Here is a 20,148-nt window from a genome sequence, read left to right on the forward strand (position 1 = left end):
GTATTGGACAGCAGCCTGTCAGCCCGCTTAATGTTATGTTTTTCATAGGCATTAGAGTGAATACCCCGGCCAATGCTGGTGACGGTAGCGGCACTGCCGTTTGCCAGGCTTTGCACGCAATCAATCACTGCTTTTTGTCTGGTTGCATGCATTTTGGGTGTGACAAATGAAACGATATTGGTCAAGATAGTACGAACATTCATGGCTGTTTGGTCTCAGTGATGTTTGGCGATTGATCTGATCACCGAACGCCATGAATGTTCCTTCTGAGTTCATCTTTTTGTTTTAGCTAATAATTTTGTGGGGATACCTCAGGTTCTAACCCTAATATTAGAAATATAAACCAGCCAAATGCTATTCAACACAATCGCTTGGATATAAAAACAGAACAAACTATTACCTGTATGAACTTCAACTCATCAAAAAAAAGATAAAGAGCACAAAGCCAATCAAAAATATAAACAGACAACCATGACTTTCACTTTCTTTAAATTGGTTGGCTCTAGCCGCAGACTCTCTAGCGTGAACTATTGCAAATTTTTCCTGAAACGTATTAATAGCATTTTCAATAGAAAATTCTGCTATCTTAGATGCAAGCACGTCATCGCAAACGGCTTGCTCTGTGACAACTGAAAAATAACCTCTGCAAGCATGCACAGTATAAAGATAATTTCCATCTTGAAAGGTTGTTTTTTCAATATCTTGCTCAAGTATTGCATTACAGCCTGCTTCATTAGCAAGATTTAAGAATTTCTGTTTCGCAACATTTATGTCTCTATAGAAGCAGGTGCTTATAAAAAGCTTCTTTTCAATAAATCCACGCTTAGGCTCAGCTTGCTTAGTTGTAAAAAATGGTACCAGCTGCTTTTTTGAGAAAGTTGGCAAAATTGTAACTTTTTTAGCGGTTAACCCTTTTGGTGTCGGCACAGGATCGAAATCGACCTTAGCACCAACAACTAACTTTTCCTGGTCGAATTGCTGAATTAAAGCTGAGCTATGAAGGAAATAACTTTGATTATCTTCTCCATTAATAAAGCCGAATTTTTTGCTTTCAACATAGGAAGCGACTTTCCCTTTCAAAACAATAACCTTATAAAAAATTATTATGAAATCATAATATAATACTATGTAAAATTAGCTAGTCTTTACGGTCCAACTTTGAGATGGCTACCAATTAGCGCTAACGCTTTAGCATTTTATCCGGCGTCACTGTTCAGTGACGGCTAAACGCCTGTTGAACGGCCCGGTTCGCTTAATTTTTGGTATGACTGATGCTAATGGAATTTGTTTTTTTAAGGAACAATTAATTTACATATCTTTGTTGCTGTGGTTATCCTTATTGATGCTTATTTGTTGTCCGTTATAGTTACACCAGCGGGGTCAGGTCTTGGCTTTTTCCACAATCAACCTGCTGTCAGTACACCAGCGGGGTCAGGTCTTGGCTTTTTCCACAATCAACCTGCTGTCAGAAAAGGCAAAAGGCAAGACCTGACCCTAAAGTTCCTGCATATCCAAAAGTCTTTCTCAGCTGCGGCGGAGGTGATACCCATGGCGGTGGCCGTTTCGCTAAAAAGTTCTTTGCGCTCTTGTTCGCTCAATTGGGCAACGGCTTTCATGGAGCCTCCTTGTTTAACAACACCTGACGAATATTACTCACAATCCAACTGGTGACATATTGGGTGTCTTTTAAAACCCGGTTAATCAGCATCTCATTCAGCTCACCGTTTTCTGCCACGTCTTTCAGGCCACTGGTACTTACCAAATATTGAATGATTTTTTGTGTTTCATCCTGCCTTAACGTGCGATCGCCCAAGGCTTGTATGGCTTGCACCAGTATTTCATTCGCTTTGTACTTTAAACCCAGCTGGGTAAAGCGTGTTTTTTTAAACTCAATGGCAATATTACCTACTTCATAGGTTTTGCTGGGGCCATCACTTAAATACAGGTATTGCGTGGGCACCTGAGTGGATAAGCCCATCACATTTAACGCCGCATTGCCGGATATTTGAATTTGCCAGCCAAACTTACGGGCCAGAGCATGGGCTACCTGATCAATATCCGGGCTTAGGTTTTTTTTCAGTAATTTGCTGTACGCGGGATAGTCATATAGCCCGCGAATCACACGGCGAATCACACCTTTTTCGGCCATGCGGCTTAACGCCCGATCAATGCTGCCAGCCTCGCCAATGTCACTAAAATCTTTTTTAGAAAATGCCCAACCCCTTCTATGGCCATATATTCGGCTGAGTATAGTTTTTTCAAGAGGTTCAGGCGCGATCATAGGTTAAGCCTTGTCCGAAAAAATAGTGGTTATTTCGGACAGAGTAGCAACTAAAATAGGGGGCTGGCAAGCCGTTTTGCGCTTTGACGTGTCTGGCTTATGCATTGCAAGCAGGCACCTGTAAAAACTCACTGGCCTCGCGTGTTGCCAGGTAAAAATCCAGATACTGTTGCGGCGGCGCATAATCATGCGTAGCGGCAATACAACCGCAGTAAAAGCAGGTATTAAAGTGGTTGCTACGGGTGGGTACCAGCAGGGTGTAATCGGTATCGTTGGCCATAGTAGCGTCCAAAGCTGGGGAGTATAACGAAGTCTGAGATGAAGTGGGGGATTTGGTGGGGGCACTTCAACAAAGAACGGTGTAAAGCAGTTTAATGTAGCTGAAATATCAAATCTTTATCGATTGCCCATTGTTTCTATTGTGGTAAAGTATTTTCAGATTGTTTACCAAGGAGCGGTAACAAAGCCGCTTAAATCAACAAGGTAGTTAAATATATGCGGCTTAGAGAAGTTCTCGGAGTACTTTCTAAATCCTCACCTTATGCAGTTAAAACAGAACGTGAGCTTGCGTTGGCAAACAGCCTAGATGCTGTTAAAGACTACTTGTATGTTGCAACAGACATCGAGGCTGACTTTCACAATCATTTAAAATCACTCAGTTTCGGCGATAAAAAAATCATCTTTTTATGCGGCAGTAGTGGTGATGGTAAGTCCGAAATACTTACCCGTTATTCTAAGCAGTATCAGCACAAAGCGCATTTTCACCTTGATGCTACTCACAGCTTTAGTCCAAAAGAAACCGCGATTGAACGACTTGACCAAGTGTTTGCAGATTACGAGTCGGGCAGTAAGGCACTGGTTGTTGGCATTAATACCGGTATGCTGGGCAATTATTCGGAAGAAGGCGCAAACGATAAAATAAAGCAGGCAATAAAAGGCTTCCTGCAAAAACGCCCATTTAATAATGAATTCGTTTTTCTTGATTTTGAGCAATACCCCAAATTTAAGTTGGAATCACACCGCTACAGTTCAAAATTTACTGAGCAACTTCTACAGCGTGTTACAGCTCAAGACGACAATATTATTCGTCAGTATTTCGATAAAGAACGGGCACTGGCGGAGGCTGACGGTGTGCTGTGTCAGAATTATGAATTGCTGTCTCTTCCGTCCGTACAACGCATAGTCGTTGAGTCGCTGTTTAAAGCCAGGTTGATGAAAGACCAGTTCTTAACTGCACGGGCACTGCTTGATTTTGTTTATCATTTATTCTCAGGTGACAACTACTTGTCTGAAAATTTGTTTACCTGCAGTGAAAGTGAGATTGTCGCCAAGATTGCTGATTTTGACCCAGCGCTGTTGCGCACAAAATTGATTGACCAATTTGTGTTAAGTCACAAACTCAACATTGAAGATTCAGAGTTTGAAGAATTTAAGCTGGCATTAAAAGCTAAGGGCTTTGACTTCAGAAAGTTACGCTCGCCAGAAAGCAATATCCGCTTGTTCTATTTGCTGCAGCATGAAGATATTGGCAACAACTATCACCATCGGTTTAAAGCTGATTTTAATGATAGCCTGCTGGATAAATACGCCACTATTTGGCGGCTGCACAACACTCCTGAACACGCTGAAGCTAAGCAAGAATTAAAGCAGTTTTACCGCGAAGTGCTACTTACAGCCATCAGTAAATATAACAACCGCAATGCACCGCAGTTAGGCAAAGATGAATTGTTGCTCACTACACGCGGCGGTTTTCATATTGCAGCTCAGGTTGATGTGAAGCAGGACAATGCTGCTATTAAGATGGAAGCAGCTACTGAATCCGAGCATGTCGGTTATTTTCATGCTTGCCTTAAAGTTGATGAGCAACCGTTGCTGAAAATGGCGGTTAACATCAACTTACTTGGCTTGTTATACCGCATTTGCGAAGGTTATCAGCCAAATAAGCATGATAAAAATGCTGTGGTGTTACTTGATGAACTGGTTGAAGAGCTACACGACATCGCCAGTAAAGCTAAAACGCTCTACATACTGCGAGGCTCAAGCCGTTACCGGCTATATAACGCCGAAGGCAATGGCAGTGAACTTGAAGTAAGTGGAGGCTAGACAGGTGAATTTAAGCACAAAATTGGAAGTTTCAAAAAATCGCCTGAATACGTTTTTCCCACTCAGAACCAAAGATGAGCGTAAAGAGCTGGATTGGGACAGCATTCTTGGCAATGTGATTTCAGAGGTCTATCGCAAGCAGTTGGCGGTAGAGAATTTGGCTGACTTTCAGGCGCTATGTGAGCAAGAGTTAAAACAGCGATTGGATGATGATGCCTTTTGGCCGGTGTTGAAGGCGATGTATTTTGACAGCTCAGATGTATTAAAGATTGCACCTGAGTTTCTGCTGTTTCGCTCTGAAGAGGCCGAAGACAATAAGCATAACCAGCGTATTGGTGACATGTTCGTTAATTTGCTGGGGGGCAAGACCTTACTTAATTTGTCGCCCATGCGGTTAAATTTTGTTGAGCAAATCTTGTTCGACGTGCTTGAGAATAAAGCCCTGAAACCTGAAGCCAAAATGAAAAAGCGGGTGTTTAAAGAGCAACCTTATTTACCTTTTTTGGCACAATGTTTTAAAGATGATTTGGCCTTTCTGGGTTCTAAGCCGCGGTATCTGTTGGACAGCTTTCAGGACTTTTTACGTTTATATGGCTTTTTGTACACCAGTCAGCTGGCGCATAACCTGATTAACTGGTCTGAAGGCGAACCGAAGCCCTGTCCGAACTATTTGATACTCGACACCGAAAAAGCCAGTGCGGAGCGAAAGCAGTTAAAAGAGTCGGGTTATCAGCAGTTGTACAACCATGTACTACGAATTTTCCCTTATTTAACGATGGCTGAAATGCTGCAAGCAGGGCGTGATGAAGTCCGTCCATTATGGCTGCTAGCAGAAAGCATCCGCAACTTTGAGCCCGCTACCGCGATGTTGAATGATTTTGCTCAGAATTTTAAAGACGAGCGGCAACTAATAAAAGTGCAGGTCAATGCACAGCCAGACAGCATTTCGGCTTTGCGGCAGGTGCTGCAGTTATCTCGTGATCAGTTTAAAACCGGCAATAAAGACAAAGACGACATCAACAGTAATTTTGCTAAAGCGACGATAAAGCACTTATGTGCCGACTTTATCCAGCAGCGCGGCGCGGCAGGTTCGGTATTGGTGATGAACCAGGATTATCTGTTACTGCTAACCAATCTGGTTATTGGCAGTAATGAATCATTGCGATTGAACGAATTAATTAAACGCTTTAATCAGCGCGGTGTGTTTTTTGATAAACAAAGTCAGGCTGAAATTGTGCAATTTTATGAGCGCATCGGCAATGTAGAGCGCATGAGTGATAGTGGAGACGCAGTATATGTCAGAAAAACAGTTTGAGAGCTTTTTGGTTGAGCAATTAATCAGCCGTTGCCAAAGTGAACTCAAAGCCGGTTTTCGCTATCAATTTAAGTCGCCGGATGGCCACAACAGCCGTTTATTAATAGATGCATTGTTAGCACATAAAACGGCTAGCCTTATAGACATTGCAACAGAGCTGCCGTTTATCCAAATAGGTGCAGTAAAGCTAATTCCAGTGCTGCACGCTGACAATGAGCAAGGTTTTAGCGAAAACTATATTTCACGTTTACGCGATATGGTGGCCAGCCAACAAGGTGATTTTTCTCAGTCAGCATTGCTCATTGTGCACAACAGCATGTTAGATACTCTGATTAATTCTGCGGAAGACTTAGCTCAGCCGGGTAAAGTTTGGCACCCCTTTACGTTAAAAGAACAGTTAAAAACCTTAATTAACCCACTGGATAAGCAGCGTACTGTGTCTGAAACCTTGCTCGATTTGGTATATGAGCAAATTGTAGATAATGGCGGCACCGCTTTCGGTTTCAATAAGCTTTATGGCGCAATTTTAGACGGCGATCTCAGGTTTGATGAATTAGACCTGTTACAAGACAGCGATTTAAAACGTTATGAAAATCAGAAAGAGCAAATTCAAAAACGGCTGGAAGAAAATCAGCGGCTGCACGACCGTATAGCTCAAATTACCGAGCGCTTCCCAGGAGAGTTAGTTGAAAAACTTGGCGAACTGGATTTTGGTGAAAAGTTTATCGAAGAGCACTTCACTGAACCCGGAAAGTGGCGTGAAACACTGGAGCTGGGCGCGTGTTTTGAAGAGCAAAAGAAAAACCGCAAAGCTGGTTTGAGCCTTGAAACCGAAGAGTCTGGTCTAACAGTCGATCTAACCGGCAGAGATAAAGCCGCTACCAAAGCCGGCAAGCGCGAGCGGCATTTAATTTTGGCATTGCATCAAGGCGAGATAAACGCTGACTTTGAGCTGGTGTTTATCGGTGATGCGGTTGAAAAAGATCAAATAGAAATTAAAGACGCTTCTGAGGACAAAATTAAGCTGTCAGGCATCAATAATGCTGGCGGAAAGCGCAGCAGGGTAAAATTTAGCTGTAACGATATTACCGCACCAGTGTTTTGTTTTATCCGCTTAAATCGTGAGAACACCGGTGAGCGCTACAGCTTTAAAATTGTGATCTTACCGGCATCCGATTTCCCGCTGGAAAACATAGCGCATAATTTTTTGGTGCAGGTAAAACAGAAAAAATTATTGCTGCAGACTGACGAAAATCAGCTGCGGATCTCTGATTATTCGACGACTGCAGAGCTTGAGCAACCAGGGCAGGTTTTCGCTTGCGCTGACATTGGCGTAATAGATTTTGAAATCATGGCGAACGAATCGGCCGAGATTGGTTTTACTGTTAAAACCAATAGCTACAACCTGGATTTTGAAGTCGAGGGGGCTGTAGCCTCAGACGCACTGAGTTTGCCACTGTTGCTGGATACTGAGCGTTACCCACGCTTATTCGATGTCGGTTATTTTGGTGTATTTAACAAAAGCAAAAACAAAATCATCCTCGATAATCAGGAAGTCGCACCCAAAGGCCGGCGATTAACAATATTGCAGTGGGAACATCAGCTGGTAAGCGAACAACTGCTGTACCGGCATGATGAGCCAGAGCGCAACTTAACTGCAGCTGCCTTTAAGCTGTATCCGCAACTTGCACAATCCTATACTGCTTTGCTGACTGAATTGCACAAACGCAAATGCTTGCCGTCTTTATCGGGCTGGGATGCGCAGTATATCGAGCTGGTACGCCAGGTGGTAAATGCCTTTACTCAAGCAACAGCCGATATCGCTGAGAATGATGTGCTGAGTAAAGAGCAAAGGCAGTTGATGCAAATTGGTTTTGCCCAGTTTGATGGCGCTGAATATGTTACGCCGTTGCACCCTATGGTGTTGGCGTATTATTTGTACCTTGCCGAGCAAATGCTGGCAGATAAACAACAAGCCCAAAGCTTTGCCGATTTACCGCGTATTACCAAAGAGCGTTTAAACCCGCAGGGGTTAATGCCTTATTTGTATCACCCGAAGTATGAATTTAGCTATGTGCAGGCAGAGCGAGACAACAGTTTCTGGCTGCAGTTGGTGCCGCAGCAAGACACCAGCTTTAGCTACGTGCGTAAACTGGTGCTGGAAAAAGCCACCGAATTTCAGGCGGCCTTTAGCATGTTATTTAGCTGTGGTCCCAGAGCAAAGTTGCTGATTAACTCAGTCAACAACCATGACAATACAGATTTGTTTATGGGTTTAGTGGATCTGGTTAAAGACCTGAAAGATAAAGTGCCCTATATTCATGTGTGTTTGTACGACGACCAGTTGATGTATAACGAGTTCGACCGTTTTGCTGATATGGGCAAACATGAAGAGTTAAAGCAGCGCTACGAGCTAACCAAAGGTAAAGCCAAAGAATACGCTGATTTAGTGGTAGATCTATTGCGTACAAGGCTGACTTACAGCAAGTTTGAAAATACCAATGTGGCCGAGCAGCAATATGCGCATATTAGCTTCTTCCGTAATAACCAACAGGTAGAGCGTACTGATGTTGACCCTGCAAAAGAGCTTAGCGGTGTGGTGTGTAATGGCCTAATTGCTGGCGAAGCTGCAGCCAATAAGCAAGACAGCTACTTTACCGCTTTTGGTTTAAGAGGGGTGGACACAACCAACCTGCCGCATTTGCAGCTGGCGCAGCAATATAATCGGCTAGTGAAGCCGGCTTACAAAGCCAATGAGCAACATGGTAAAGCCAAATCTACCGCTCTTGCGGTGAACGACAGTTTCCGCAGCCTGTTAGAACGCTCGTATGACTCGTCTATCTGGACCTGCATTATTGACCCTAAAGTCACGCTGGATTTTTTTGAGTCATCCAAAGATGTGGTGCTTATTCATTATTCTGATAACTACAGCAATTCCACCAACTACGATGCCATTACGCTAACCAAGCAAACCGATTTGTACCGCAAGGTATTAGAGCGCGATGAAAAAGGCGGCCACATTGAAGAGTTCAACGCCTTCAACGGCGAATGGCTGCTAAAAATGATTACCGACAACGCCAATGAGCGTAAAGCCAAGCGCGGTACTATTGGTGCATACAAGTACGTTAACTGCCTATTGGCACACTCCGACATTACCTGGGTGCCGCTGTCAGTCGGGGAGATGATTCGGGTAGCGAAAAATATAGGTCTTAAAATCAACGAGTCAGATTTCTCGCGAACTGTGCAGGGTTTTAAGCAGGGACCTATATCAGATGATGTACTGTTTGCCGGCTTTAAAGACGACAAACTGTATTTGCTACCGGTAGAGGTTAAAACTGGCAAGCGGCAAACTCACAGCAAAGGCTTTTTACAAGCGCTGGAGTTAAAACGCTACCTGACAGAAGACTTACTAGGCAAGCAAGACCTTGCAGGGCTTTTGTACCGTGGTTTGTTTGCCCGCCAGGTATTAATGCAGGTAGAAAAGTACAAGTTGTATAACCTGTATGACGATAACTACTTTGACGAACTAACAGCCAAGCGCGAATGGTGGCTTCAAGGCGAGTATCAGCTTGGCGAATTAACTGATTATCCAAAAGGCTTTTTGTTCGTGAACGTCGAAGACGGTACCTTCTTTGATGCTTGCTACAGCGAAGAGCAAGATATTCTGAAGATCGAATTACCCAGTGGTTGGCTGGGCGATTTAATCCGCCAGCCGCTGAAGAATATGCTTGCTAGTGCAAGCAGTGAAACCTTATTCAGGGTGCCGGCGCAGTACTTGCTGCAACCGCAAACTGATGTTGCTATTACTCAGCCATACCCGGCACATACTGAAACAGAATTCAGGCAAGCTGCTGAGCAGCCAACCAGCTCGCTTGCAGCTGCCGAACAAGAGGTTACTACTGAACCGTCAAGCGCAGAGCCAGCCAAAATTAGCGACGGCCCGTTGAAAGTATTGTTTGGTAATGACGCCAGATCTGATCAGCCGCTGTATTGGGAACCTACCAATACAGCCCGCTTTATGAATACCAACACCGGTATTATCGGCACTATGGGTACCGGTAAAACCCAGTTCACCAAAGCGATGATTACGCAGTTGTATCGCAACCAGCATAACAACGTAAACAGTGCGCCAATAGGCATGCTGATTTTCGATTATAAGTCAGACTATGTTGACGATGCGTTTATTAATGCCACTCAGGCTAAAAAGTACAACCTTTATAAGTTGCCATACAATCCACTGAGCTTATTTGGTGATACACCGATGTTGCCGGTACATACTGCTAGGGCATTTTCTGAGACGATGGGGAAAGCTTTTAACCTGGGGCCTAAGCAGCAATTAAAACTTAGACGACTAGTCGGCGATGCTTATGAGTTAGCGGGGATAAGCAAGAATGATCCAAGTACTTGGCAGCGCCCAGCTCCAACTATCAAGGACGTGTGGGCGCTTTTTGAAGAAAGTGAGCCAGCGGAAGATTCATTGTTTGCAGCACTGGAAAGCCTGAATGAGTTAGAGGTTTTTGAAAGTGATAACACCAAATGCCTAAGCCTCTACGATCTCATTGATGGCATTGCCGTTATAGAGTTAGCGAAATACCCGCCAGAGGTGCAAAGCTTGGTTGTGGCATTGACGCTGGATTTGTTTTATTCCCAGATGCAGAAATACGGTAAGCCAGCTGTTCAGGGCGACTTTAGGCAAATCACGAAGGTCATCTTAGTCGATGAAGCTGATAACTTTATGTCGCAAGACTTTTCCAGTTTGAGAAGGATCATGAAAGAAGGTCGCGAATACGGTGTAGGGGTAGTGCTATCCACGCAGGATATTACCCACTTTAAAACCGGTGAGAATAACTACGCTTCGTACATCCTCACCTGGGTAATCCACCGCGTAGCTGAGATCCGCAATGCTGATATCAAGGCAATTTTTAATGTCGATGATAAAGGCGAGCAAGAGAATTTAATGGAAACCATCCGTAAGCTGGAAAAGCATTACAGTTTGTATATCGATGGTAGAAAGACACTAACAAAAATGCGTGATAAAGCTTTTTGGGAGTTGTAGTAGATTGATGAATAGCCTCGTTCAAACTTATTTGACAGCTATTCAATGACTTAATAGTGTCAGTAAGGGGCTGAAATGAATGAAATTGATGTAGAAGTTTTAACTGCGGTTTTTGCCGCATTGTCAGAAAAGTCGTGGATAGACTATGTGCCCACTTTTGTAGTTAGTTTTGCGCCTCTGGCGGCATTATTTATGAGCTGGAAGTTTTTTAATGACCAACATAAACAGAGTGCAAGAAATAAAGTTGTGGAGTCAGATATAGAAAGGCTTTATGGCGCGGCTGATCTGTTTTTTGAATACTCAGATGCTTTAAACTTATATCTCTCTATGGTTATTATTAAATCTGGGATTTTACTGAAAGGCGAAGAAGTTCCAGAGTCCGTTGATGCTAAAATGATTTATGCTACAGATGACGTATTTCCAAAAATTAATTCTGCCTATAAATCATACTTTTTTCTTCGTTCGCTCGGTGCTGATGATATTGCTGAGCAAGTAAGTGATTACAGGGAAAAGACCATAAAATTCAGAAAGCAGATTTTTAAAATAGCAAAGTACAAAGCTGGAGGTGATCTTCGTGATGCACTTTCTGATTCAGAATTAATTGCAAGTATCGGGGAAAAAAGAGATCTATTTACACATGAAAGAGATGAGATTTTAGTTAAGATAGCTGAGTATAAGAAAACTCTGATAACAACTAATTTTAAATGACTGGCGAATACATCCTTTGATTGATGCCGATGCTTTCAAAGACAATTAATATTTTGGTGCTTAAATGAACTTCGAATCACGTAAAATAAACTCAGCAAGACTATGCTATGGACTTGCGAATATAGGCTATAAATCACATGCTGCTGTCGAGGATATTGTAGATAACTCTATATCAGCCGGTGCAAAGAAAATAAAAATTGTTATAGTCGTAAATGAGAATAAAAACCTTACAGATAAGGGCAGTATTGGAAGAATCACAATCGTTGATAATGGATTTGGGATGGATAATTCAACGATAAGAAAGGCATTAGATATTGGTTCTGATGTAAGTTACTCTTCTAAAAGTCTTTCAAAGTACGGGCTGGGTTTGAAAAGTGCAGGGCTATCCTTAGGTGAGAAGATTACAGTCATAAGTAAAAAGAATGACAAATATACAGATGTTTTGATATTAGACATAAATGAAGTAGAAAAAAAGGACGACTATGGAGTTCTCGTAGAGAATGCTTCTTCGTGGGATACATCACTTTTCATGGAGGGGGGGAGTGGCACTATTGTTGATATATCATCAATAAATAATTATGACACCGTAAATACTTTGAAAAGAAACCTTATGGAGCGCCTGGGCGTTATATATTACGAGTTTCTCAAAGCTGAAAATGGTTTATATATAGAGCTCGTTGTTAATGGAAAATCTCATGATGTCGAGCCAAAAGATATTATGTTTTCGGATGATTGCTCGTTAGGATTTGATGAGTATAGTTATGATTGTAAGACTCCTTGTAGTTTATTGAAAGAAGAAGAGATTTTTCTGCCAAATGCTCCGATAGGGACACCAGCTATTACGCTAAACCTAAATATTTTTCCTCAAAAATCCATGGAAAAATATCTCGGCTTTAGCGCTGAAGATAGAGCAAAAATTAAGGAATACAACGTATCACTGCCAAATTCTGGATTTTTCATCTATCGGAACAATCGTCTGATTCGGTGGGGCGATAATCTCGGAATTGTTGATAGAGATTTAAGGACACTGCGTGGAAGAATTGATATTACCACGGAGCATGATGAACTTTTGAATGTTGATGTTTCTAAACAAAATCTGGAGTTACCTGATGAATTCTTAGACATTTTAAGTTTGAAATGTCGAATTCCAAAAGACAATGCTGTAAAGGCATTTAAGCTCTGCACAGCAAAACTTGAGCTTAATGAAGATTTGGAGGGTGACTCAGCTAGTGAGTCAGTTATTGATGTCGTAGAAGAAGATCCAAACGTATTTATTGAACTAGACAACGAAGAAGTAAAGAAAAGAGTTGAAATTATATATAGTACGAATAGTACCGAAGATCTGTCTGGTGATAGTGTCTTGCCAAAAGATAAGTTCAAAAAAATAGTTTACAGAGATTATTTAAGCCACTCAAATTTGTGGGAGTTCAAGCTTGATATAGAGTATGGAACTGTCGTTCAAATTAATAAGTCGCACCCTTTCTATCAATTAGTATTAAAAAATCTGAATGCGGCAGATTCCACACGCCAAGCTTTGGAATGTTTTATTTACTGTCTCGCTGTAGGGGAAGTTATGACTAAGAAAAACTTAAGTAGTGTGAATTTTGATGAAATTAAGCTTGTGTTAGAAAGGTATAACCAAGTTGTCTCGTGGAATCTCCAAAACTGGACAGCACATAATCAAGACCTGTTTGATTAACTGTCATGAGTGGATCTGGCATTGTTAGAGGCTCATACTATGAGCCTCATGTTTACTTTATCTTCTCCAAGACAGTCGTATACATTGGAGAAACCCAGAATATACCGATCAGGCGATGGAGCTCTCACTTAGATAGTAATGGCAGTTTTTGTAAGAACTTGAAAAGACACCTCGGAGGTTTATCTAATCAAGATTATTTAAATGGAATGTCATTTTACAGCTTTTCTTGTAAAAACGAATTGTCTGACATTCAATTACATTACTGCGGTTATAGGATTCCAACGCAAGCTCTTGAACATAGGTTGCACGAAATTGTATTGTCTAAGCTAGTATTTGGTAACAATATATCTGTGATATCAGAAACGACTAAAACTGCTCCAAGGAACTTTTATCACTGGGATGATATAGATAGGATAGCAGTAAGACTTATTAACAAAATGCTTTATTTTCGAGATGAGAATAGTTCACCTGTGTTCGTTATATAGCTTGATACCGCATCATGTATGACAGCCCTCTATTCAAATGAATCTTCAAGAAGGCATTTATACAAATACCTGAGATTTGCTCTCTGCTATTAGCAAATGAAAGTTGCAGCAGGCTTAAATAAGCATTTGAAAATTCTCCTGCAAAGGTCTTCCACGTCATTTCAACATTACTATCCGAAGGAATATCTTCCTTCGGTGGTACTGTTGGATCGGCCAGTGACATGCATAGCGCCCAGCGGCAGAGCACGTTCCAGTTTTCAATGCCGGTTTTACGCTTAAGAATAATCAGCTGCTGCTTTTGCTTTTCTGATAAACGAATAATGTCGATGCCTTGCATAATCAGAAATACCCTTGGTTAAAGCCGGATGTTTTAGCTAGTTCGTTGTAGCTGATATGAAACTCGCGGGCGATATACGGCTTTAGCTGTTTGTAGTAATCGCCGACAATTTCTTCGTCTGTGGAGAGCAAAATTACCTGCTGTCCGGCTTTGGGGAAGTAGTTATTCACCAGGTTACTGCGGTGAATGCCATCTAAACGCCCCAACGGGGTATCGATAACCGTAGGTAGCTCTTTACCCGATGCCTCTGCCAAACCCCACAGAATAGCGATAGCCAACAGCTGGCGCTCGCCGGCGGACAATTTTGCTGGCTCTAATGCGTTACCCGACATGTCATATAGCGTAATGGCAAAGCTGGTAGGACAAATCTTTAAATCGCTGATAAGTTGTGATTTGCGCCCCAGCGCATCAAACTTTTGCTTCACCAGGGTTTGCAAACGCTCTATGTTCTCGCTGATAAGCTGCTCAGCAAAGCCCTGTAACGTGGCTTTAAGCTTTTTAATATGCTCACTTACCTGAATGGTGCGCTTTTGCTCAAAAGTGTCTTTATTTTGCTGCGCTAACAGGTTGGTATAGCGCTGCGATAATACATTTGCTCTGGCTATCGCTTGATCCAGCAACTGCTGCTTTTGTTTTTGCCGTGTGTGCAGGTTTTTAAACGTAGCTTCGTATTCTGCCAGCTCGGTAATTAAATGCTGTACTGAGTCATATGCCGGTATGGTATCTAACTGCTTTTGCAGTAAGGCTAATTGCTCTGATAACTTCGCTTCGTCTTTTTTCAGGCGCTGACGCTGCTTTTCTTCTTCAGCTATGCGCTCATCCAAGCCATTAAAAATACCCAGGTCAGTATTTAAATAACATTCTACACTGGCAAGTTGCTGGCGCGCCTTGGCTTGTTCGGCCATGGTTTGGCTGACATGCGCAAGGGTTTGTTCTGGTGCTGCACTGGCATTTAATGCAGCCAGGATTTTCTCATCATAAGCGCTAATCGCCTCATCCAGTACTTTGGCTTGTTTGGCGTCGGTTTCCAGCCGGATTTGGCTTCTGGTTTGCGCTATTAAGTCTTTAACCAGCGCCAGAGGGCCAACACCTGCTGCCAGCTTTATTTGTTCGGCTTTATTCAGCTTTAATTTGGCTTCAACGGCACCCAGGTCAAACTTTAACTCGTCGCGCTTTTCTATCAGGTGGGCGCCGGTATTGCGCACGGCTTGTCGTGCTTTGTTAATGGCGATATTGGTATCGCTGAGCTGCTGTTCTATGTCTGCCAGTTCCTTTTTCAGATCTGACATGATCACATTGTGATCGCCCATTTCATCTTCACAGGCGGAGACTTTGGCCATAACGCTTTGGTCGACGTTGCCGGTACGGCGTTTTTTATCTACCTGTGCCAGGTCGATTTGTAGTTGAGACAGCAAGTCCAGCCCCAGCAAGCTCTCGATGCCGGTTTTTACCAGTTCAGATGAACGCTGCGGGTGGGCCAGGTTTTCGATTTTCTCGCCGTCGAAAAAGAACAGGTCGGATAAACTTAGCGGAATAAATTCATTAACAAAGTCATCCCAGTACTGGCTTAGATGCTCGTCGTGTTGGGTATCAACCAACACTCGTACCTTATCTTTTGCTTCCAGCCCTCTAACCTGCCAAGTGCGCTCAATGTCGTACAGGCGATTGCGGTTTCCTGTGCGGTGCAAAAACGACAGGCTTAACTTTACTTCAGCATCGGCAGGGGCAAAACGGTTTTTGCAACTGGCTAAAAAGCTGCCATAAGCAGTACCGGCACGGTTAGAGCATTTAGCATGCTTGCCGTACAGCACCAACTGAATAGCATCTAAAAAGGTGGTTTTACCGCCGCCATTTAATGCGCCCAACAAGATCACAGGCTTATCATCAGTTACCTGAAGATTAATACTGTGCTCACCCTGATAAATGCCAAAGTTCTGTATTTGTAGTTCGTTAAATATCATCGCTGACGACCTCGGTTTCAATCAGCAATGAGCTGTAGCCTTGTTCTTTAATTGAGCGGGTAATAATGGTGATTTGTTCCGCCATGTTTGCTTTTTCTTCGTCCGACAAATTGGGTGAATTTTCGTACTGAATTTGCAGTTCATGACGCTTACGTTCCAGCGCAAAAATCTTCGCTTCTTCAAGTGATGAAAACGCGCCCTTTTCCAGGCTCTCATCCAGTTCTGCCGCTAAGTTAGCGCGGCGTAGCTGATGCTTATGCTTATTGGCAATCGCCATTACCGCGCGCACTTGCTGATACATTAAGCCGTCGCCGTCGTTATGTTCAGCGCAGTAGTTTTTTAGCTTGTCCAGCACTGTGGTATTTAATACCGGATGGTGTGCGCGTTTCTCACCAGGGTAAGGCTTTTTAATGACTTTTTCATAAATAGCCGGCAAGTTATCTTCTACTTCCAGCTTTTCTTCCAACCAGATGCGGCGAATTTCTTCCAGCTCTTCCAGTGGTAATAGCTCCAGGGTTTTTACTTCAGGTGGGCCCATTTGCTGCACCGCTACCTGAGCTTCTAATACTTTTTGTAGCAACTGTTCGCGGAAGCTTTGAATGTAGGGGCCGGGTACTATGTCGGCACCATGCTTGGAAATATGCACGGTAAGGGTACCATTCATACGGCGAAAATCGCGGCGGGCTTTATCACGGCGCAGTTTATCCAGTTTCTTATCACGGTTAGCGTCGTTAACGTCGATTTCGTTGCGCAGAGCCAGCAATGGCAGCATCCAGTCTTTTTCATCGTCATTGGCGATCATGGCTGTCATGGATTTATCTTCAGACACCATAGTGCACACATAGCAGCCAAAGCGGCTGTCACCACAGCTTTGGGTACTTTTATCCACTACCAGTGGGCATTCGCCGCCCTCAGTTGCACCCTGATACATGCCCATTAAATCCTGATTCGGGAAGTTCCATGGGTTTGGCACGGAGTTAAGGTAGACCCAGACATCGTCATTAGTCCACTCGGCGATAGGGGTGTACACCCAAACCCGGTCCAGGCTGCCATTTGCTGTTAAGCCATCGGCTTTACGGGTATTGGTATCGATATTCTCGTAGTGATCCATTGAAGCAGCGCGTGCTGTACTTTCTGCTTTGCGGGTTCCCAGTACCAGAATTGCTTCACCACGTTTATCCACCAGATTGTTGATAAAGGTGTTAGACGGAGAAATTTTCAAACGGTCAGTGCACCAGCGAAACTTATAACGTGGCGCAGGGTAGCCTTTACCAATTAAGTTGACCCAGAAACGATCTTTTACTGCCGGGGTTAACCGGTGTGGAATAATGGGTAAGCCTTGCTTCGCCGTGGTTTCTTTCATCCGCTCCAGCGATTTCTCTACCCACATAGCAACGAACGGGTTTTCAACCAAGGTATCGGTGCTGATTACATGCACATCTTTATGGCATTTACCTTCAGCTTTCAAATCAATCAGTGCATACCAAATAAGCTGCAAAATAGCGGTTGAATCTTTACCGCCGCTGTAACCAATAACCCAAGGGATCTCGTCAGACAAATACAGCTGTTTTACATGCGCTTTGGCCGCTTCCAGCGTTTGTTTCAGACCCTTTTGGCCGAATGCTGAGTAGATCTCAGCTGCTAAATTGTTAACCATTCCGCGCCTCTTGGAATTTATCTTCCATCTTTTGCTGTTCAGCTGTTAGAGCAAGACCAAGATGTTTTTTCAATACATTTACAGTGAGTACTGCAGCAGTGTTATTGTGAGCCATTCTGCCATTATTAAAACAACGTCTATCCCACATAACCGAATTGGTTCTATCCCAGTTAATATCTTGAAACTTTTTCAACAAGGCTTTCCAGTTTTTGTGCTCTGTGAGCAACTCGCGCCCTAAAATAGCAAAGCATTTAAGTAAAATAGCGGTAAAAAGCACATAATGTGCTCGATCTTGTGGCCTGATCTGGTGGGTTTTAGCTTGCTGCCATAAGGGGAGGTTGCTTGCTAATGCATCCCAAAAAATTATCGATTGCTTTGCTTTAGCATCCCAGTTTTTTTCATCGACGTTTTTAGCCAGTTCTACACAGGCAGCATAAAGCGAACTGTGTTTAAATAATTTTGCTGAGCGTCCGCTAATACTGTTCTCAGAGAAATCAATAACGCCGTTAAAAAAAGCACTTTCTTTCGCTACTTTGTTGGTAAGGAGCTCTTCAGGGCTATCACCATAAAGTACAGCAGTTGATTTGCTGGTTTTCACCGGATAAAGATTGAGATCACGGAATACTTTTTGTCTTTGTTTTAGATCTTTATTTACAAAGAAAACGACTGAGATAGTTTCATCACCAAGCGAAGGGTCTTCTTCAAGAGCCCGGCTTATTGCGGCGCTGCGGTGTTGGCCATCAGTGAGGTAAAACTCAGCATCATCATCGACGTGCAGATTGCCAATTTTGCTTCCATGCCCATCAACATTAATCGGTTCGAAAAAGGTGTTGCCCTCGATACAAGCCGTCAGCGATGAAAAAGTATAGTCGCTTCTATTTTGATGTATGTATTTTGTGATCTGTGGTATCCGATTCAAATTCAGTAACCTTTGCGCGCGGTTTTCGGGGCTAAGCACTGTTTCGTCGAAAGTGAATATCTTTTTTAGCCTTTTGAGCGGGCACATAACAATGTAATATTCTGTACCTGCTTGCATCCCGCGAATAGCCGGAAAGGTTAAACCCGATACGATGTTGCTCACAAAATTAGCTCCTGATAACCGAACTTCAGTACGTACGAAAAATGCACTTGTACGTACGAACAAGGTTGCATATCCTAGCAAAGTACACTTTATTTGTCTCTTTTTTTATAATTTTTTGGACCAGAGTTATGACCGTTTATCTTGATTTCAACGCAACTACACCGGTATTGGATGAAGTTGCTGATTTGGTTTATAAAGTTATGACTGAGGAATATGGCAACGCCGGTAGCCGTACCCATGAGTTCGGTGTTGCGGCAAAACGTGCTGTTGAAATTGCCCGTGCGCAGGTCGCTGAAATTGCTAAAGCAGATAAAACGGAAGTGATTTTTACCAGTGGTGCTACAGAGAGTAACAATATCGCCATTTTGGGCTTGCGTGAATTTGCACAGCAGAGCGGCAAAAAACACATTATTACCAGCAAGCTGGAGCATAAAGCCGTACTTGAGCCTATAGAGCACCTGGAACAGCAGGGTTTTGACGTTACCTATCTGGATGCAACAGCTGGTGGGCAAGTGGATATTGCGCAGCTCAAAGCTGCACTGCGTGACGATACGGTATTAGTGTCGATAATGCACATCAACAATGAAACCGGTGCAATTCAGCCAATCGGTGATATTTGCCAGTTGTTGACCGAGCATGACGCTTATTTGCATGTCGATGCAGCGCAGAGCTTTGGTAAGTATCCGTTTGATCTCGACAATCCGCGTATCGATTTTATCAGTGTCAGCGGCCACAAATTGTATGCCCCAAAGGGCATTGGTGCGCTGATAATGCGTCGGCGTGGCTTTATCAAGCCACCGTTAAAGCCAATTCACTTTGGTGGCGGGCAAGAAAAGGGTTTGCGGCCAGGTACGCTGGCGACACCACTAATAGCAGGTTTGGGTTTGGCTTGTGAACTGGCGTCAAAAAATGCTGAAAAGTGGCTGGCACATGTCAGTGAGTTAAAAACCACTTTTACTGCTGTTGTAAGCGAGCTGGGCGCTGAAGTTAATGGCCAAAATGCCTCGCCGTATGTCATTAATTTTTCTGTGCCTGGGATCAATTCAGAAGCAGCAATGGTTAAACTGAAGGGGATTATTGCAGTATCAAACGGCTCGGCTTGTACATCAAGCAGTTATACGCCATCGCATGTTTTAACTGCTATGGGGTTGGACTCTGAGCGCATTGCTGGCGCTATTCGTGTGTCTTTTGGTGTAACAACGAAGCAACTTCCGATTGCAGATATCACGGCGGCTTTACGTAGCTTGCTTTGAGTTAATGGGTATCTGGTAAAAATAAGCATTACCTTGTTTTTTGTAGGGTAGTTTGCCAACTACCCGAAGGTGCATCAGCTCGCAGCTGGACACTTTCAACACCTTTTTCGCTTCGTTGCTGGTTAGCCAGTTTTCCATTTCTTGCTTTTTATCTGTCATTAATCTGACCATGATTTCACTGCAAAGGCTTTGATACTAACGCTGTTACGGCT

15 protein-coding genes and 1 pseudogene are annotated in these 20,148 nt (G+C 43.2%); 7 read left to right on the forward strand and 9 right to left on the reverse strand.

Features of this window, described 5'->3' with window-relative positions:
- From H595_RS0114160 to H595_RS0114180, 4 genes and pseudogenes are all read right to left on the reverse strand, one after another.
- Window positions 1–203 (reverse strand): annotated as a pseudogene (locus tag H595_RS0114160) (IS4 family transposase); the annotation flags it as partial.
- Window positions 204–411: 208 nt separating this feature from the next.
- Complete coding sequence (locus H595_RS22445) at window positions 412–1,080, reverse strand: cold-shock protein (protein ID WP_051219914.1); 669 nt, start codon at window positions 1,078–1,080, stop codon at window positions 412–414.
- Between the two features lie 532 nt (window positions 1,081–1,612).
- Window positions 1,613–2,281: a DUF6088 family protein gene (locus tag H595_RS23875; protein ID WP_037054891.1), complete on the reverse strand. Its 669-nt coding sequence runs from the start codon at window positions 2,279–2,281 to the stop codon at window positions 1,613–1,615.
- Window positions 2,282–2,378: 97 nt separating this feature from the next.
- Complete coding sequence (locus H595_RS0114180; protein WP_027671803.1) at window positions 2,379–2,561, reverse strand: hypothetical protein; 183 nt, start codon at window positions 2,559–2,561, stop codon at window positions 2,379–2,381.
- Window positions 2,562–2,851: 290 nt separating this feature from the next.
- On the opposite strand from H595_RS0114180, the gene dptF reads away from it, so the two are divergent.
- From dptF to H595_RS24785, 6 genes are all read left to right on the forward strand, one after another.
- On the forward strand, window positions 2,852–4,384 hold the full coding sequence (gene dptF, locus H595_RS0114185) for a DNA phosphorothioation-dependent restriction protein DptF (RefSeq protein ID WP_205623232.1): 1,533 nt from the start codon (window positions 2,852–2,854) through the stop codon (window positions 4,382–4,384).
- 4 nt (window positions 4,385–4,388) lie between these two features.
- On the forward strand, window positions 4,389–5,699 hold the full coding sequence (gene dptG, locus H595_RS0114190; protein WP_027671805.1) for a DNA phosphorothioation-dependent restriction protein DptG: 1,311 nt from the start codon (window positions 4,389–4,391) through the stop codon (window positions 5,697–5,699).
- Window positions 5,680–10,755 carry a DNA phosphorothioation-dependent restriction protein DptH gene (gene dptH, locus H595_RS0114195; protein WP_027671806.1) on the forward strand — a complete coding sequence of 1,692 codons (5,076 nt, stop codon included), beginning with the start codon at window positions 5,680–5,682 and terminating at the stop codon, window positions 10,753–10,755. Before dptG ends, dptH begins: the two co-directional genes overlap by 20 nt.
- A 75-nt stretch (window positions 10,756–10,830) precedes the next feature.
- On the forward strand, window positions 10,831–11,463 hold the full coding sequence (locus tag H595_RS0114200) for a hypothetical protein (protein ID WP_027671807.1): 633 nt from the start codon (window positions 10,831–10,833) through the stop codon (window positions 11,461–11,463).
- A gap of 64 nt (window positions 11,464–11,527) precedes the next feature.
- Window positions 11,528–13,162 (forward strand): ATP-binding protein, encoded by a 1,635-nt coding sequence (locus H595_RS0114205; RefSeq protein ID WP_027671808.1) that lies wholly within the window; start codon window positions 11,528–11,530, stop codon window positions 13,160–13,162.
- Between the two features lie 5 nt (window positions 13,163–13,167).
- Window positions 13,168–13,647 carry a GIY-YIG nuclease family protein gene (locus H595_RS24785; RefSeq protein WP_027671809.1) on the forward strand — a complete coding sequence of 160 codons (480 nt, stop codon included), beginning with the start codon at window positions 13,168–13,170 and terminating at the stop codon, window positions 13,645–13,647.
- On the opposite strand, the gene dndE is transcribed toward H595_RS24785, so the two are convergent.
- From dndE to dndB, 4 genes are read right to left on the reverse strand one after another with little or no spacing between them, the layout of a single operon-like run.
- Window positions 13,640–13,984, reverse strand: a complete 345-nt coding sequence (dndE, locus tag H595_RS0114215) for a DNA sulfur modification protein DndE (protein WP_205623233.1) — start codon at window positions 13,982–13,984, stop codon at window positions 13,640–13,642. The genes H595_RS24785 and dndE overlap by 8 nt on opposite strands.
- A 2-nt stretch (window positions 13,985–13,986) precedes the next feature.
- Window positions 13,987–15,945: a DNA sulfur modification protein DndD gene (gene dndD, locus H595_RS0114220; protein ID WP_027671811.1), complete on the reverse strand. Its 1,959-nt coding sequence runs from the start codon at window positions 15,943–15,945 to the stop codon at window positions 13,987–13,989.
- On the reverse strand, window positions 15,935–17,602 hold the full coding sequence (gene dndC / locus H595_RS0114225) for a DNA phosphorothioation system sulfurtransferase DndC (RefSeq protein WP_027671812.1): 1,668 nt from the start codon (window positions 17,600–17,602) through the stop codon (window positions 15,935–15,937). Before dndC ends, dndD begins: the two co-directional genes overlap by 11 nt.
- On the reverse strand, window positions 17,595–18,683 hold the full coding sequence (dndB, locus tag H595_RS0114230; RefSeq protein WP_027671813.1) for a DNA sulfur modification protein DndB: 1,089 nt from the start codon (window positions 18,681–18,683) through the stop codon (window positions 17,595–17,597). The genes dndC and dndB overlap by 8 nt, the downstream gene beginning before the upstream one ends.
- A gap of 128 nt (window positions 18,684–18,811) precedes the next feature.
- On the opposite strand from dndB, the gene dndA reads away from it, so the two are divergent.
- Complete coding sequence (gene dndA, locus H595_RS0114235) at window positions 18,812–19,936, forward strand: cysteine desulfurase DndA (protein WP_027671814.1); 1,125 nt, start codon at window positions 18,812–18,814, stop codon at window positions 19,934–19,936.
- On the opposite strand, the gene H595_RS24280 is transcribed toward dndA, so the two are convergent.
- Complete coding sequence (locus H595_RS24280) at window positions 19,919–20,095, reverse strand: hypothetical protein (protein ID WP_169338558.1); 177 nt, start codon at window positions 20,093–20,095, stop codon at window positions 19,919–19,921. The two genes, dndA and H595_RS24280, sit on opposite strands and share 18 nt — an antisense overlap.
- Window positions 20,096–20,148: the final 53 nt, after the last annotated feature.

The sequence above is a fragment of the Rheinheimera baltica DSM 14885 genome (assembly GCF_000425345.1).
In the GTDB taxonomy this organism is placed as follows: Bacteria; Pseudomonadota; Gammaproteobacteria; order Enterobacterales; family Alteromonadaceae; genus Alishewanella; species Alishewanella baltica.